The organism is Streptomyces sp. NPDC004134, assembly GCF_042874195.1.
Lineage (GTDB): Bacteria > Actinomycetota > Actinomycetes > Streptomycetales > Streptomycetaceae > Streptomyces.
This window is the reverse complement of record NZ_JBIAMS010000002.1, coordinates 311,101-327,133: the sequence shown is the minus strand read 5'-3', so window position 1 is coordinate 327,133 and position 16,033 is coordinate 311,101. Positions and strand designations below refer to the sequence as shown.

13 protein-coding genes are annotated in these 16,033 nt (G+C 73.7%); 4 read left to right on the top strand and 9 right to left on the bottom strand.

Translation table 11 applies throughout. The features are described 5' to 3' along the window. Nucleotides 1-104: 104 nt before the first annotated feature. Entirely contained in the window at nt 105-905 is an 801-nt protein-coding gene (locus ACFYVJ_RS04665; RefSeq protein WP_388886591.1) for an IclR family transcriptional regulator, read from the top strand. A 147-nt stretch (nt 906-1,052) separates the two neighbouring features. On the opposite strand, the gene ACFYVJ_RS04660 is transcribed toward ACFYVJ_RS04665, so the two are convergent. The 5 genes from ACFYVJ_RS04660 to ACFYVJ_RS04640 are packed head-to-tail and all read right to left on the bottom strand — an operon-like array spanning nt 1,053 to nt 7,645. Next, on the bottom strand, nt 1,053-3,521 hold the full coding sequence (locus ACFYVJ_RS04660; protein WP_388886589.1) for a hypothetical protein: 2,469 nt from the start codon (nt 3,519-3,521) through the stop codon (nt 1,053-1,055). Between the two features lie 2 nt (nt 3,522-3,523). Next, nucleotides 3,524-4,822, bottom strand: coding sequence for an extracellular solute-binding protein (locus ACFYVJ_RS04655; protein WP_388886587.1), 1,299 nt, complete (start codon nt 4,820-4,822; stop codon nt 3,524-3,526). A gap of 47 nt (nt 4,823-4,869) precedes the next feature. Next, nucleotides 4,870-5,811, bottom strand: a complete 942-nt coding sequence (locus ACFYVJ_RS04650) for a carbohydrate ABC transporter permease (protein ID WP_388886585.1) — start codon at nt 5,809-5,811, stop codon at nt 4,870-4,872. Further along, nucleotides 5,808-6,779, bottom strand: coding sequence for a carbohydrate ABC transporter permease (locus ACFYVJ_RS04645; protein WP_388886583.1), 972 nt, complete (start codon nt 6,777-6,779; stop codon nt 5,808-5,810). The genes ACFYVJ_RS04650 and ACFYVJ_RS04645 overlap by 4 nt, the downstream gene beginning before the upstream one ends. After that, complete coding sequence (locus ACFYVJ_RS04640; protein ID WP_388886581.1) at nt 6,776-7,645, bottom strand: IclR family transcriptional regulator; 870 nt, start codon at nt 7,643-7,645, stop codon at nt 6,776-6,778. Before ACFYVJ_RS04640 ends, ACFYVJ_RS04645 begins: the two co-directional genes overlap by 4 nt. Before the next feature lie 263 nt (nt 7,646-7,908). Here ACFYVJ_RS04640 and ACFYVJ_RS04635 point away from each other — a divergent pair, with 263 nt between their 5' ends. From ACFYVJ_RS04635 to ACFYVJ_RS04625, 3 genes are read left to right on the top strand one after another with little or no spacing between them, the layout of a single operon-like run. Next, the gene (locus tag ACFYVJ_RS04635; RefSeq protein WP_388886579.1) at nt 7,909-10,437 is read left to right on the top strand and encodes a hypothetical protein; all 2,529 of its coding nucleotides are present in this window, start codon (nt 7,909-7,911) and stop codon (nt 10,435-10,437) included. A gap of 32 nt (nt 10,438-10,469) precedes the next feature. After that, nucleotides 10,470-11,702 carry a family 16 glycosylhydrolase gene (locus ACFYVJ_RS04630; RefSeq protein ID WP_388886578.1) on the top strand — a complete coding sequence of 411 codons (1,233 nt, stop codon included), beginning with the start codon at nt 10,470-10,472 and terminating at the stop codon, nt 11,700-11,702. Next, nucleotides 11,699-12,031 carry a hypothetical protein gene (locus ACFYVJ_RS04625; protein ID WP_388886577.1) on the top strand — a complete coding sequence of 111 codons (333 nt, stop codon included), beginning with the start codon at nt 11,699-11,701 and terminating at the stop codon, nt 12,029-12,031. The genes ACFYVJ_RS04630 and ACFYVJ_RS04625 overlap by 4 nt, the downstream gene beginning before the upstream one ends. 90 nt (nt 12,032-12,121) lie before the next feature. Here the strand turns inward: ACFYVJ_RS04625 and ACFYVJ_RS04620 are convergent, their stop codons facing one another. The 4 genes from ACFYVJ_RS04620 to ACFYVJ_RS04605 all read right to left on the bottom strand — a co-directional run bounded on the left by ACFYVJ_RS04620 (nt 12,122) and on the right by ACFYVJ_RS04605 (nt 15,884). After that, entirely contained in the window at nt 12,122-12,901 is a 780-nt protein-coding gene (locus ACFYVJ_RS04620; protein WP_388886576.1) for an SDR family NAD(P)-dependent oxidoreductase, read from the bottom strand. Next, nucleotides 12,898-13,812 carry a dihydrodipicolinate synthase family protein gene (locus tag ACFYVJ_RS04615; RefSeq protein ID WP_388886574.1) on the bottom strand — a complete coding sequence of 305 codons (915 nt, stop codon included), beginning with the start codon at nt 13,810-13,812 and terminating at the stop codon, nt 12,898-12,900. Before ACFYVJ_RS04615 ends, ACFYVJ_RS04620 begins: the two co-directional genes overlap by 4 nt. 141 nt (nt 13,813-13,953) lie before the next feature. After that, nucleotides 13,954-15,135: a mandelate racemase/muconate lactonizing enzyme family protein gene (locus ACFYVJ_RS04610; protein ID WP_388886573.1), complete on the bottom strand. Its 1,182-nt coding sequence runs from the start codon at nt 15,133-15,135 to the stop codon at nt 13,954-13,956. Nucleotides 15,136-15,296: 161 nt separating this feature from the next. After that, nucleotides 15,297-15,884, bottom strand: coding sequence for an N-acetylmuramoyl-L-alanine amidase (locus ACFYVJ_RS04605; protein WP_388886572.1), 588 nt, complete (start codon nt 15,882-15,884; stop codon nt 15,297-15,299). Between the last annotated feature and the right edge of the window lie 149 nt (nt 15,885-16,033).

Genomic DNA, 16,033 nt, shown 5'->3' with positions numbered 1-16,033 from the left:
GGGTTCCGCGCACCCGGACCCGTCCGTCCATGTAACATCCGCTATCTGGATGAGCCATCTTCCCGCCAGGGGAACGGGGGCCGGGACCGGGAACGGAGGTCGCGATGGCGGCAACGGGAGGCACCGCGTCGGGCACGCAGAGCGTGGAGCGCGCCCTGTCACTGCTGTCGTACTTCACCGACGAGCAGCCCGAGCGCCGCATCGCCGAGCTGGTCGAGCTGAGCGGCCTCGGGCAGTCCACGGTCTCCCGGCTCGTGGCCGCCCTGGAGTCGCTCGGCTATCTCGTCCGGGACGAGCGCAGCGGCCTGCACCGCATCGGCCCCAAGGTCGTCGAACTCGCCGGCGTCGCGCTGAACCAGTCCAGCGTCCACCGCGCCGCCCGCCAGGTCGCCCAGAACCTCGCCCACGAACTCGGCCTCGGCGCCAACGTCGCCGAACGCCACGGCGACCGCATGTTCTACCTCTGCCACTTCGAAGGCCCCCTCGCCCCGCGGACCTTCACCCTCACCGGCCGCTCCGCCCCGCTGCACGCCACCGCCATGGGCAAGGCGCTGCTCTCCGGGCTCGCCGAGGACGAGGTCCGCGACCTCATGGGCCCCGACTACCCCGCGTACACCCGCAGGACCCTCACCGGCCTCCCCGGGCTGCTCGACGCCCTGGCCGAGACCCGCGCCCGCGGCTACGCCACCGAGGTCGAGGAGCTGGCCTTCGGCCGCGCCTGCCTCGCCGCACCCGTACGCGACCGCTCGGGCGCGGTCGTCGCCGCGCTGTCCGTCTCCGGCTCGCTGTCCGCCATGGACCTGACCGCCCGCCAGGACACGCTCGCCGCCAGGACCGTCGAGTACGCCGACCAGATCTCCACCGGACTCGGCTACCTCGCCCACGCCCGCCCCGCCGCGCTCTGAGCCGCGGAACGCCCCCGGGCCCGTACGCCGGTTCCGTACCCGGGACACAGGTGAGCCCGGTCCCGGGGTGCGGGCCTCGGGACCGGGCTCCGGCGGGCGTCGGCCGAACCCTCGACGGCGACGACCGCCCGCTTCACCCGCGGACGCTCACGACCTCCCGCCCACCAGCCGGTAGTCGTGCCCCGCGCGCAGCGGGAACCCGACCGCGCCGGTGACGGGGTCCACGGAGAAGTCGACCGCGCGTCCTGTGGTCGTGTCCAGCACCTTCAGCGACTTCGCGTGCCAGCCGGCGTTCGCGTTCACGATCCTGGACGTGCGCTTCCCGTCACCGTAGCTGTACACCGAATCCCGCGTCACCGGGAATACCTGTGCCTCAAGCCGGTCCGAGGAACCCGCCTCCACGCGGCGCACCAGCACGCCCTTCCCGCCCACGAACGCCGGCACGTCGCCCCGGGCCACCTCGTGGTCCGTGAGCGTCACCGGGCCCTCGTGCCGCTCACCGGTGTTGACGTCGATCCACGTCCCCGCCGGCAGGTACACGTCACGCCCGGTCGCCGTCGCGAAGTCCGACCCCCACACCGGGGCGGCCAGCAGCGACTCACCGAGCATCCACTCGTAGCGCCGGGTCGCCTCGTCGACCAGCCCGTACGTCCGCTCGTCCGCCGGATACGCCAGGTGCAGCGGCGTCATCGCGTACGGGAAGCCGGAGGCGTGCCCGTCGAGAACCGCGTCGTAGATGTACGGGTGCAGCGAGTCGTGCCACAGCGCCAGCTTCCTGGCGTCCGCGGCCACGTCGTCGCCGAACCGCCACGGCCCCTGGCCGAAGCCGAGCACCGGGGTGAGCGCGTTGAACTGCACGTTGCGGGCGAAGTACGCGCGGTACGCCGGGTCCGTCGGCTCCGCCTTGCCGGGGGTGCCGCCGACGAAGTCCGGGTAGAGGTTGCCGTAGCCGCTGGCCGCGATGTTCAGCAGGTTCACCGGCATCCGGTCGGGGTCCTCGTGGTAGACCGCGCCGGTGCCGTAGATCGTGTCGTTGATCCGGGCCCAGTCGCCGGGCAGCGAATAGGCGGTGTTGCGCACCATCACCGCGTCCCCGGCGTCGTGCAGCGCCTTCAGCAGCGCGTTCCAGTTGCCGTCGCGCCACAGGTCGGGGCTGTAGAGCATGGTGTCCTCCTTCCAGCCGTCCACGCCCCACGTGCGGGTCTGCGCCACGTACCAGTCGACGGCCTCCGGATTGCGGCCGTCCAGCACGTACGAGGCGCCGGAGGGGAACTGCGCCCTGGTGACCTTCACCGGCTCGCCGTCCGGGCCGGCCAGCAGGTAGCCCTTGCGCCTGGCCTCCTCCATGAACCCGGCGTCGGTGACCGGGTTGTGGTTGCCGCCGTCGTCCTTCGCGGCCTTGAAGTTGTTGCGGGCGCCGAGGAGGAGCGCCACGTCGTTGCCCGCGAAGAGCCGCTTCAGCGCATCCGGGTCCGGATAGCGGGGGTTGGGCAGCCCGTCGTCGCGGCCCTCCTCCGCCGTGTCGTCCCACATCCCGAAGGAGTTCGTGGTGCCCTCCGCCGGATTGCCGCGCTCACCCGGCCAGAAGCCGGAGCCGACCACGCCCCAGCCCAGCGGATAGCCGTGGTCGAGGAAGTCGCGCACCGTCTCTTCCACCGACGACTGGTACGTGTTCCAGCCCAGCGCCCCGTACGCCTCCCAGCCGAGTTCGAACATCCGCGGCCGCGGCCGTACGTCCGCGTAGCCGGCGGCGTGCCGGGCCCCGCGGTAGTCGGCGTAGAGCTGCTTGACGTCCGTGCCGAGGAAGTAGTGCAGCCCGTCGACGCCTTCGGCGCCCGCCACCCCCAGCCGGTTCTCCGTCTCCGTCAGGCCGACGCGCTTCTGCCCCTCGGCGAACAGCACTTCGGCGAAGCTCTGCCTCGGAAAGACCGCGAAGGTGGAGACGAAGCGCTTGCACGAGCCCTGGTTGGTGAGGTTGTCCAGGACCAGCCCGGTCAGCTCCGCCCGCGGGCGTGCCTCCACCTTGCCGCTGCACGGCGTGCCGGTCTCCGGCCGGCCGTCCCCGAACGAGCCGTGGTCGCCGAGCCCGTACGCCGGGCCGACGTGCCCCGTGCGCAGGTCTACGGTGCTCGACGCGGGCAGCCCGGTCACCGCCACGGCCACCGAGCGGGCCCGCGGACGCAGCACGACGCGCGCCGAGCCGCCGCCGGCGAGCCGCAGGTCCAGCACCGCCGCCGACCGGCCCGCCGTGACGAGCCGGGCGGACTCCGCGTCCGCGAACTCCGCGTCCCCCGGGCTCTTCACCCGCAGTCCGGACACGGCGTGCGGCGGTGCCACGGCCGTGCCGTCGCGCCGCTCGAAGCCGTAGCGGAAGCCGTCCTCCGCGATCGTCATCCGGTACGTCGCGCCCGTGACGACCAGGCCGCGCCCCCGCTCGGTGACGCGGTACCCCGCCGGGCTCCCCGCGGAACCCGCCACCCCCGCGACCCCGGCGCCCCGCCCCGCGTCCGCCGGCTGCGCGGCCTGCGCGGGCGGCAGCAGCGCCGGGAGCAACGCGAGCGGCAGCGCGGGCAGCAGCGTACGGCGCACCGCGCGCGCTCTGACACCTGTGCGCACGCTCACTCCTCGATCAGGCGGGCGACGTCCTCGCCGGCCGTCCGCATCGCGTCCTTCGCCGAGGAGTCGCCCACCAGCACCGCCTGCACCTGCTTGGCGACCGCCTCCTCGATCTGCGCGTTGTTCGCGTACGTCCAGAACGGGCCGGGCGTCGCGGTCGCCGTGATCTTCTCCGTCCACTCCGTGGTGAACGTGTCCGACGCCACCTCCGGCGCCGCGAGGCCCTCCGCCGTCGTCGGCGGCAGCGCCAGCTTCCCGAAGTAGTCGACGACCGTGGCCCGGTCGGAGGTGGTGTGCACGGCGAAGTCCGTCGCCGCGGCCGAACCCTCGCCCTTCGTCACCACGATGACGTGCCCCCACAGCAGCGCCTGCGGGTCGTCGCCTTTCTTCAGCACCGGCCGCGGCACCGCGACCATCGCCTCCGCCAGCGACACGTCCGCCGCCTCCGCCAGCGTCGCGCCCTTGCCGACCAGCGCGTCGTCGTAGAAGCCCACCTTGCCCTGCGCGAACAGCGCGCGGGCGTCGAAGCGGTCCACCGCCTTGGCGATCAGCTTCTCGTCGTAGAGCTTCTTGAACCACTCCACGGCGTCCACCGACGCGTCGTCGCCTATCGCCACCTCGCCGTCCGCCATGATCGGGCAGCCGAAGGTCTGCATCCACGGGAAGATGTCCTTGAGCTGCTCCACCTTCGTCGCCGCCGCGTACGGCGTCACCCCGCCGCCCAGGTCCTTCAGCGCCCGCAGCGCGTCCTCGAACTCCGCGATCGTGCCCGGCAGCCGGCGGATCCCGGCCTCGTCCAGCAGCTTCTGATTGCCGATCAGCCCGATGGAGCCCGTCGTCCACGGCAGCCCGTACTGCACGCCCTCGTACTGCCCGCTCTGCAGCGCCACGTCCGTATAGCCCGCCCCGGCCGCCGCGTCCCCCAGGTCGAGCAGCGTGCCCATCTGCGCCACCGCCGCCAGCCACGCGATGTCCAACTGCACCGCGCCGCTGATCTCCCCGCTGCTCAGCTTCAGCGTCAACTGCTTCAGATACTCGTTGTACGGATACTCCGTCGTGGAGACCTCCACCTTCCCGGCCTTCTCCCAGGCGGTGATGAGCCCCTCCACGACGGGCTTGCTGGCCTCCTCGTTGAGGGCCCAGGAGGTGAAGCCGAACTTCTTGGCGTCGGCGTCGCCGCCGTCGCCCGAGCCGCCCCCGGAGGGGGCGCAGGCGGCCAGGGCGCCGGGCACGGCGAGCCCGAGGGTGCCCAGGCCCAGCAGTCTGAGGGTGTCGCGGCGTGGAAGTGCGTGGCGGGACATGCCGTCTCCTTGGAAGTTGGGAAGCGTACGGGACCGGGCGGCGCCGGTCAGCTCTTGACGGCTCCGGCGGTCAGCCCTCCGACGAGGTACCGCTGCAGGAACATGAACGCGACGACCACCGGGACCGAGACGATCAGCGACGCCGCCATCAGCGCCGGCCAGGCCGTCTGGAACTCGCCGATGTAGGTGTTCACCAGGCCCGGCGGCAGCGTCATCGTGTCGTCGCCCGACAGCGTCAGCGCGAAGATGAAGTCGTTCCAGCCGCGGACGAACGCGAACAGGCCGGCCGCGACCATCCCGGGCGCGGCCAGCGGCGCGACGATGCTGTGCAGGGTGCGCCAGCGGGACGCGCCGTCGATGGCCGCCGCCTCCAGCAGCGCGTCGGGCACGGTGTCGAAGATGCCCTTCAGCATCCACACGCACAGCGGCATGGTGAACGTGGTGAAGGACAGGATCAGCGCCGTGTACGTGCCGAGCAGGTCGAACTGGCGGAACACCGCGTACAGCGTGATCAGCAGCAGCGCCTGCGGGAACATCTGGGAGGCGAGCACGAAGTTCATCAGCGACTTGCGGCCGCGGTAGCGGAACTTGGAGAACGAGTAGCCCATGTACGTGGAGACCACCACGCTCAGCAGCGCGGTGACCCCGGCCACGATCACGCTGTTGACCATGTAGTCGAAGAGCTTGTCGTTCTCCGCGAACGCCCGGAAGTGCGCGAACGTGATCTCGGTGGGGAAGAACCGCGGCGGGAAGCGGAACGCCTGGCCCGGCGGGCTGAGCGCGGTGACCAGCATCCAGTACATCGGCAGCAGGCCGAACAGCCCGATGACGCCGACCGCGGCCCATGCGGCGACGGAGGAGCGGACCTGGTCGGGGCGGCGGCGGGGCTTCCGGGGAGCCCGGCGGCTCCCGGCGGGGGTCCCGGGCGGGCCGGCGGGCGGTGCCTTGGGGGAGGCGCCGTCGGCGGTGGTGAACTGGGCGGTGGTCACGAGTGCTTGTCCTCCCGCTCGGAGGTCTTGAGGTACACCCCGACGAGGACCAGGAGCAGCAGCATCCACAACCCGCCGAGCGCGGCCGCGTGGCCGAGGTCGAAGCCCTTGAAGGCGTCCTGGTAGACGGCGACCGCGAAGGTCTCCGTGGCCCCGGCGGGGCCGCCGCCGGTGAGGACGTAGATGGTGTCGAAGTGCTGGAAGTTCCAGATGAACTCCAGCAGGAGCACGATCGCGGCGACGCCTCGCACTCCCGGCCAGGTGACGGCGCGGAACCGGCGCACGGCCCCCGCCCCGTCCACGGCCGCCGCCTCGTGCAGCTCGCGCGGCACGGTCTGCAGACCGGCCAGCATCATGACCATCATCCACGGGAAGCTCGCCCAGGTCTTGGTGACGATCACCGCGACCATGGCAGTGGTCGGCTCACCGAGCCACGAGACGCTCTCGTCGATGAAGCCCAGCTCCAGCAACGCGCCGTTGAGGACCCCGTAGTTCGCATTGAAGATCCACATCCAGAGGAATGACACCACGACGCCGGGGATCACCCAGGGGAAGAGGAAGAGCCCGCGCAGGAACCCGCTGCCCCTGAGGCCGGTGTTCAGCGCCAGCGCGAGGGCGAACCCGACGGCGAACGGCGCGAGGGTGGCGCCGACGGTGAAGACGAGGGTGTTCTCCAGCACCGGCCAGAAGTCGCGGTCGAGCACGTCGGCGTAGTTGTCCAGGCCGACGAACGTCCGCCCCGGCAGCCGCAGATCCTGGTCGAAGAAGCCGGTGACGAGGGAGGCGACGAGCGGGTAGAAGACGATCGCCGCGAAGAGCGCCAGGCCCGGCACGGTGAGGAGGAAGGCGAAGGCGCCGTTCGACAGCCGCTGGCCCTCGCGCTTGGCGGGCCTGGCGGCGCGGGCCGGTGCAGGGGTGGCGGGGGGCGCGGGGGCGGCCTGCTTCGGTGAGGCGGACGGGGGCGTCACGGCCGGCTCCTCTCGGGCTCGCGCGGATGGCCGTTCCCGTTCCCGGGTCCGTGGCCGCGCCCTTCGCCGGTTCTCGGCGGCGGCGCGGCGCGCGGGCCGACGTAACCGAGGCCGACGCTCACGGAGTCGGCGGCCTCGACCGCGGCGCGGGACAGCTCCTCCTCGCGCCGGTCGAGCGCGACGGTGGACAGCGGCCCGGAGATGGAGATGGCGGCGACGATGTCGCCGGAGCGGCCCCGGATCGGCGCGGCCACGCAGGAGCGGCCGTGCGCCAGCTCCTCGACCTCGGTGGCGTAGCCGCGGCGGGCGACGGCCTCCAGTTCGGCGTCGAGCGCGGCGTGCGAGGTGAGGGTCGCCTGCGTGTAGCCGGGCAGCGCGTCCTCGGGGAGCAGTTCGCGGCGGCGCTGCGGGGCCAGGCCCAGCAGCAGGCACTTGCCGAGCCCGGTGGCGTGCAGCGGCTTGCGCTGGCCGGTGAGCACGGTGGATCTCGGGGCCAGCCTGCCCTCGAAGTTGAGCAGGTAGAAGAGCGCGGCGCCGTGCCGGATGGCGACGTTGGCGCCGAGGCCGAGTCGGGCGGCCAGCTCCTGCGCGAGCTGGCGTGCCTCGCGGTGGACGGGGTGGTGGTTGACGGCGACGCCGCCCAGGGTGATGGGTGCGGTGCCGAGCCGGTACAGGCCGCTGACGGCGTCACGTTCGACGTAGTCGAGCGACTCCAGGGTGGCCAGCAGCCGGGAGGTGGTCGAGGTGCCGAGGCCGGTGATGCGTACGACGTCGGAGACCCGCAGCTCCGGGTGGCCGTTCTGGAAAACCGCGAGCACGGCCACCGCGCGCTCCACGCTCTGGTTGTTGCCCTGATCCGATGCCATCCGCGACTCCAGTGAATCTGCTTTGCAACATGCGGGATCGTTGCCCACATATTGCGACGGCGTCAACCCTTGTGGCCGTGCTTCTGCAGCAACGGCCCCGATCCGGGCGGACGATGGCGACCGGTTTTCTCGTGCGGCGGGGGTTGACGGCCGTGCAGCATGTGGACACTCTTCCTGTATTACGGATGTCAGTTGCACCAGTGGGGAGCGTGTCATCGATGCCCAGCCGCCGGAGCTTCGTCAAGGCCGCGGGAGTCACCGCCGTGGCAACGTCAGCCCAGGCAGGCGCGGTTGCCGCCGCCGTGGACCGGGACGCGGGCCCGGACACCCTGCACCTCGACGGCGACCGCGTCCGCCTCACCTGGGGCCGCACCGACGCCGGCTGGCGCGCCGTCCGGGTACGCGCCCGCACCCGCCGCGGCTGGCGTGAACTCCCCGGCGCCCTCGGCGAGTACGGCCTCACCCACCACGCCGGCGCGGAACCGCCCGACGCCCAGCAGGTCCGCCGCGAGGAGGCCGGCACCCACCACGCCTTCCTCCCCGCGGAAGCCGCCGTCGAGGGCACCTCCCGGAACAAGGCCGTCGTCTTCCGCCACACCCACCCCCTCGGCACCCTCGAAGCCCGCTGGCGCATCGACGGCCGCCACCCCCGCGACGTCCGCGTCACCCTCACCTGGACCGCCGCCCAGGACGGCTGGGTCAGCCTGCGCACCCCCACCCTGTGCGCCCTGCCCGAGCAGGACCTCGCCTTCGGCTGCGTCCCCGGCGGCTGGTACGGCCACGAGGCCAACCCCGACCTGCGCATGGCCGCCGAGTACGGCCACGGCCTGCCCGCCGTGCCGCACCTCTTCTACGACGACCTCGCCACCACCCTCGCCCCGGTCCTCAGCACCACCGAAGGGCTCACCCTCGCCGTCGTCGCCGAACCGGGCATGGCCCGCGACCCGTACGCCGCGGACCGCGTCACCCACCGCGACGTACGCCTGGCCCTGTCCACCCGCGACCGTGAAGGCCGCCTCACCCCGCACCTCGCCCGGCCCATCCTCGGCCGCGCCGACTCCCGCTGCACCGCGGGCGACCGCCGGGTCCTCGACTTCCGCTTCACCCTCACCGACGCCGACTGGTTCGAGGCGCTGCGGCACGCCGCCACCGACGTCTACGGCTTCGGCCGGTACCTCGAACTCGCCGCCAACAAGCACGCCCTCACCGAGCGCCTCGCCCGCATCCAGGGCACGTACATCGCCGACCCGGTGCTGTCCCAGTGGCTCACCGACGAGTACGAGGGCACCACCATCGGCGCGCAGAAGTACAACGGCTTCGTCCAGGGCGCCGAGAACGACGCGATGAAGAACTCCGACATCGGCGCCATGTGGGGCCTGGCCGCCGCCACCTCCGACGCGCTGCTGGAACGCGACCGGCTGCCGTACGTGCGCAACTTCAAGCTCGCCCAGCAGCAGACCGCCGACGGCCACTACCGCGGGGCGCTGAAGGGCCAGTACTTCCTCTTCAAGTCGGACCGCTTCGTCGAGGAGGGCAACCCGAACGCCGAGATCGCCGACTACGTCGAGCCGCTGGCCACCGCGTACTACGTCATCACCGACCTCGCGCACATCCTGCTCTTCCAGCCCGGCGACGCCGAGCTGAAGGGCCGCATCCGGCTCGCCGCCGACCACCTCGCCGACGCCCAGAAGCCGGACGGCTCCTGGGAGGTCGCCACCGACAAGGAGCCGCCGTACGCGGTCACGTACCCGCACCTGACCGAGGACCTGCGGCCCACCTGGTACGGGCTGCTCGTCGCCCACCACGCCCTCGGCGACCGGCGCTACCTCGACGGCGCGGTGCGCGGCGCCGACTGGTACGTCACCCACGCCGTCGAGCGCGCCCGCTACCTCGGCTCCACCGGCGACTCCGGCTTCCGCATGGACCTGTCCCTCTCCCAGGGCATCCAGGGCCTGCTCGACCTCGCGGACGCCACCGGCGAGCGCCGCTACCGCGACGCCGCCATCGAGACCGCCCGCCTCCACACCACGTGGATCTACACCCACCCCGCCCCGTCGACCGAGCCGCGCACCCGGGCCGGCGCCACCTACGAGGCGTGGCAGCTCACCCAACTCGGCCTGCAGAAGGAGCAGAACGCCAGCGCCCCGGGCAACGGCCCCATCCTGCTCTCCAGCTTCGCCGGCACCTATCTGCGCATCCACCGCCTGACCGGCGACCCGCTCTTCCGCGACATGGCCCGCGCCGCCGCCCTGGGCCGCGACGCCTTCGTCGCCGAGGCGCCGGGCGTGCACTCGTACTACTGGGTGAGCTTCACCGGCGGCATCGGCTCCTTCCCGCACCACGCCTGGTGGCAGATCGGCTGGATCCTGGACTACCTCCTGGAGGAGGTACGCACCCGCAGCGGCGACCGGATCAGCTTCCCCCGCGGCTACTTCACACCCAAGGTCGGCGGCCAGCTCACCTACGGCTTCGCCCCCGGCCGCGTCCACGGCACCCCCGCGACGCTGCGCATCCCGCCGCGGCTGCTGACCGCCGACACCCCGCACGCGGAGACCCTCGGCGCGCTGGCCACCGACGGCGGCCGGCTCTTCGCGCTGGTGCTGAACAGCAGCGCCCGGCCGCTGACCGCGACCGTGACCGTCGACCCGGCGCTGGCACACCCCGAAGGACCGCGCACCGTCACCGGCATCCGCGCCGTCTCCGGCCGCCTCACCGCCGCGGACGCGCCGCGCTTCACCGTGGCGCTGAAGCCCCACGGCATCGCGGTCGTCGCGCTCGACCTCGCCGAGTAGCCCGTACGCCGACGTGACCGGAAGGACGTCAGATGCCCCGCGCCACCCCCCTCGCGGCGGCGCTCGCCGCCGCCACCGCCCTGCCCCTGCTCGCGCTCGCCCCGCCCGCCGCCGCGGTCCCGCCCGCCGCCGTGGTCCCGGCGGCCCCCGCCGCCCCGGTGTCCCCGGCCGCACCCGCCGCGGAACCGCCAGGGACCGGCTGGACCCAGGTCTTCGGCGACGAGTTCGGCGCCGCCGCCGTCGACACCGCCAAGTGGAACTTCCGCACCGACGTGAAGGCCAACAGCGCCCAGCGCCCCCAGAACGTCACCCAGTCCGGCGGCGCCCTGCACATCGCGCTGAAGAAGGAGGACCACGCCGGCAAGCAGTTCACCGGCGGCGGCGTCATCTCCAGGAAGCACCTGCGCTACGGCTACTACGAGACCCGCGCCAGGATCAATGACGGCGCGGGCTGGCACACCGCCTTCTGGCTCCAGGCCGGCGACGGCAGCACCACCTTCCCCGCCGAACAGCGCACCGAGATCGACGGCTTCGAGACCGACTCGGTCAACCCCACCAGGACCTCGCACAACGTGCACGGCTGGGTGGGCAGCGGCGTCCACGGCCCGGTCACCTACGGCTCCGGGACGTACGACACCGGTCTCGACCTCAGGCAGTGGCACACCTACGGCATCGACTGGTCCGAAACCGGCGCCAGGTTCTACCTCGACGGCGCCCTGAAGTACACGGCCCCGTACACCCCCGGCCAGTGGATGCACGACTACACCGCCGTCTGGCTCACCAGCATCGCCACCGGCGCGCTGCCCGACGCGGGCAAGCTGCCCTCGGCCGCCTCCTTCGACTACGTCCGCTACTGGCAGCGCGACTACTACGTCGACAACGACGGCGCCGCCGCCTACGGCTACTCCACCACCGGCACCTGGCAGCCCAGTTCACTCACCGGCTGGACGAAGGACTCGGCCGTCTCCTACGGCTGCGCGGCGGGCGCCGAGGCGACGTGGCGGCCCCGGCTGCGGGCGGCCGGTTCGTACGAGGTGTTCCTCCGCAAGTCCGTCTCCGCCACCGGCGGCGACCCGGCGGCGAAGGTGACCCTGGACAACGCCGGCGCCGTCACCACCCGCACGCTCGACGAGCGCTCCGGCAGCCCCGGCTGGGTCTCGCTGGGCACGCAGCCCTACCAGGCCGGCGAGAGCGCGTCGGTGTCGCTCGCTGCGAGCGGCACGGGCTGCGCGCACGCCGACGCGGTGAAGTTCGTACGCCGGTGAGGCCGGGAGCCGCGCCGCTGACGGCGCTCGTCGCGCTCCTCGCCTTCGTGCTCCTCGTCCCGGCGGCGCCGGCTCCCGCCGTGCCCGCTGCGCCCGCGGGTCCCGCCGGGACGGGGTCGTCCCCGGTGGCAGGACGCTGGCCGGTCACCGCCCCCGGCGGCCGGGTCGGCGCCACGCTGGAGCGGCACGACGACGGCGCCCTGCGGCTGTCCGTGAGCCTCGGCGATGTCACCGGGCCGGCCGACGGCACGGCGCACCGGGTGCGTGCGGTGGCGGTGCGCGGGGCGGGCGAGACGGCCTCGGCGGGGACGGAGGTGTCGACGGGCTGAACGGGGAGACCCGTTGCGGTGTCCCGGCCCGGTGCCTGGAGGGGACGGGCCGGGACCCCCGGAGCGGGCGACGCGCATGCGGGATCCCGGCTACAGGAAGCGCTCCCGGAGGTCCGGGCGGAGCCAGGCGGCGGGGGAGGAGATGCTGAGGCCGCCGTCCACCGGCAGCACCGCGCCCGTGATGAACGAGGCCGCGGCGGAGGCCAGGAAGTGCACGGCCGCCGCGACCTCCCGCGGGGTGCCCGTACGGCCCAGGGGGTAGCCCTCGGCGACGTGCGCCAGCGGCGGGGTGCCGATCATGCCGGGCGCCACCGCGTTGACGCGGACGCCCCGCGGGCCGTAATCCAGGGCGAGTTGGCGCACCAGGCCCTCGACGCCGGCCTTCGCCGCCGCGTAGCCGGGCAGCCCGGGCGCGGCGAGGAAGGCGTTCACCGAGGTGACGGCGACGATCGCGGAGCCCGACCGGAGCCGGGGGAGCGCCGCGCGGGCGACGTAGAACGCCGTGTCCAGCGTGGCGGACTGGGCCAGCCGCCACTGCGCGTCGGTGGTCTCGGCGGCCCGCGCCACCGGCTGCGCCGCCGCGGCCAGTACCACGACGTCCAGTCGCCCCAGCGCCTGGGCCGCCGACGCCACGCACCTGGCGGCCCCGGCGGGGTCCGCGCAGTCGGCGGCGACGTACGCCGCGTACGCCGGGTGCGCGCAGTCCGTGAGACCGCAGCCGGCGACCCGGTCGCCGCCCGCCGCGAAGGCGTCGGCCACCGCGCGCCCGATCGCCGAGTCGCCCCCGACGACGAGCACCCCGCGCGCCGGCCCGCTGCCGCCGGGCGCTGCCGAGCCCCCGCCCCCGCCCCCGTCCTGGACCCCGCTCACCGGGCCCCGCCCGCAGCCACCGGCGGCAGCGCCAGCCGCTCCAGGATCCCGTCCAACTGCCCCCGCAGCGCCTCCGGCAGCCCCTTCGCCGGCAGCCGCACCGCCGCGGAGTCGATCAGCCCGCGCCGCACCAGCACCTCCTTGTGCACCGCCCAGGCGAACCCCGCCTGCATGCCGAACCGGATCAGCGGCAGCAGCCGTTCGTACGCCCCGTGCGCCTCCGCGGTCCGCCCCGCCGCCCACGCGTCCAGCACCGGCCGCAGCGCGTCGGTGAACTCGCACGCCGGCATCGTCCCCACCGCTCCCGCGGCCAGCTCCTCCGGCAGGAAGAAGGCGTTCTGCCCGCCGAGCACGTCGAACCCGGCCGGGGCCGCCGCCACCGTCTCCGCGATCTTCGGCACGGTCGGCGCCGACTCGACCTTCACCGAGTCGACCCCTTCGAGCTTGCCGAACTCCGTGATCAGCGGCACCGGCATCGCCACCCCCGTCGTCGCGGCGGCGTCCTGCACCATGACCGGCGCCCCGCCGCGCTCGCCGAGCGCGCCGTAGAAGTCGACGAGCTGCTGCGGGCCGGGCTTCGCGAGATAGGGCGGCAGCACCATCAGCGCGTCCGCGCCGCCCGCGACGGCCTGCCCGCACTGCTCCAGCGCCGTCGCCAGGCTCGTCGGGCTGACCCCGGCCACCACCGGCACGGCGCCGGCGACCACGTCCCGTACGTCCGCGAGGACCGCGTCCCGGTCCGCGGCGGTGAGCGCGAAGCCCTCGCTGGCCATGCCGAAGACCGCCACCCCGTCGGCGCCGGCCAGCAGTTGGAACGCGGTGAGCCGGCGCAGCGAGGGGCGGTCGAGGCTCCCGTCCGGGTGGAAGGGGGTCGCGAGGACGGGGACGAGACCTCGTACGGGCCGGCTCATGCTGGGGTCCTTTCGTTCGCCCGGCCGCCGCGCCGCGCGGTGGGGCGGCGGGTGCCGCCTTGCCGGGGCGGGCCGGATCGGGGTGGGTATGCGGGGCGGGGGCTGCCGGGAGGCGGCCGGGCGGGCCGGTCCCGGCGTCCCTCACCCGGTGATCTCCTGCGCGTGCCGTACGACGGACTCCGCGTCCACCTCCACGCCCAGCCCCGGCCCCGCGGGCAACGGGATGCCGGTATCCGGGCCGCCGGCGAGCGGGGTGCGCAGGATGCGGCTCGCGACCTGCCAGGTGGTGGGCTGGTACTCGAAGTACGGCATGGCGGCGACCGCGGCGGCGAAGTGCAGCCCCGCGGCGGTGGCGACGCCGAGGCCCGTGGAGTGGTGCGGGGCGACGGGGACGTGGTGGGCGGCGGCCAGCTCGGCGATCGCCATCGCCTCGGTGAGGCCCGTGCGGCCGGCGTCGGGCTGGGCCAGGGCCAGGGCGCGGCGGCCGAGCCAGTGGGCGAACTCGTAGCGGTTGCGCAGGGCTTCGCCGACCGCGACCGGGAGGTCGAGGCGGCGCTGCAGGTCGCGGTGGCCCTCGACGTCCTCGGGGGCCAGCGGCGCCTCCAGGAACAGCACCCGGCGGCGGCGCTGCAACTCCCGGCCGAGGCGTGCGGCTTCCGCGGGCCCGTACGCCCAGTGCGCGTCGACGGCGACGCGCAGCCGCTCGTCGGCGGCTAGTACGGCGTCGACGGTGGCGAGGTCGGCCTCGACGCCGCGGCCGAGGTGCAGCTTGATCCGGTACGCGCCGCGCCCGGCCCACTCGGCGGCGAGCTTCGCGCGCTCGGCGTCGGTGTCGCGGGGCAGCCCGGAGACGTAGGCGGGCTGGACGGCGCGGAAGGCGCCGCCCAGCAGCTCGGCGACGGGCAGGCCGGCGCGGCGTCCGGCGAGGTCCCACAGGGCGATGTCGACCGCGGCGAGCGCGTCGGCCTGATGGCCCGTCAGGTGGCCGCGCTCGCGCATCAGGTCGCGCAGCCGGTGCCAGGCGGGGCGTACGGCGCCGGCGGGGGCGCCGAGCAGTGCGGGGCGCAGCAGCGTGGCGACGGCCTGGCCCGGCACCTCGGGGCCGACCGGCGCGAGCGCCTCGCCCCAGCCCTCGGCGCCGTCGTCGGCGGCGATGCGGACGAGCAGGGTCTCGAAGCGGGCGGAGTACAGGCTGCGCCAGGGCTCGCGCACCACGTACCCGCGGTCCTCGGTGAGGTCGCTGCCGTCGTCGAGCCGGCCCAGATACGCCTCGTCGTGCGGCAACTTGAGCGCGTAGACGCGGACATCGGCGATGCGGGCCATGCTCACCATCCCTGCTTCGGCAACGGGCTCAGGCGATGGCAGATTCCCACATCATGCAAGCGGTATGCAAGAAGTGCATTGGCCTTTACGGAAAAGGGGACCCGGTGAGCGGCAACACCCCTGAGCCGCCCACCGGGTGCTCGTGGGCCCGGCGCCGCGCGTCAGGCGGCCCGTACCAGCCCCATGTACTTCGTCCAGTTCCAGTTGGGGCCGGGGTCGGTGTGGGTGGCGCCGGGGACCTCGTTGTGGCCGATGATGTGGTCGCGGGTGCGCGGGATGCCGTAGCGGGTGCAGATGGCGGCGGTCAGTTGCGCCGACTGCCGGTACATCACGTCCGTGAACCAGGCCGGCTTGTCCACCCAGCCCTCGTGCTCGATGCCGATGCTGCGGGTGTTGTAGTTCCAGTTGCCGGCGTGCCAGGCGACGTCCTTCTCCCGGACGAGCTGGGCGATGTAGCCGTCGGCCGAGGCGATGAGGTAGTGCGAGGAGACGTCGCGGCTGGGGTTCTGGAAGATGTCCACGGCGTCCTGGAAGTACTCCTGGGTCACGTGCACGACCACGAAGTCCAGCGGGTACGCGGTCGGGCGGCTGGAGACCGTGTAGTTGGACCGGTCCGCCGGTATCCAGTGCGTCGGGGGGTACTGCGCCGCCTGTGCGGGGGTGGCGGCGAGGCCGCCGAGGCCGGCCGCGGCGGCGGTGGCGGCGGCGCCCTGGATGAGCCGCCTGCGGGGGAGGTTCGCGAAGTCCATGGGGCTCCTGACAGCGGAGGGACATTTGCGCGTACATGACAGTCCGGAATCCATCATGAGGACACGTCAGGCCCGCTGCCAAGACATGGCCGGATATGCCAATGGGCGCACCAAAGGCGGTGGTCGGGGGCGGCGGTACGCGGGAGGCG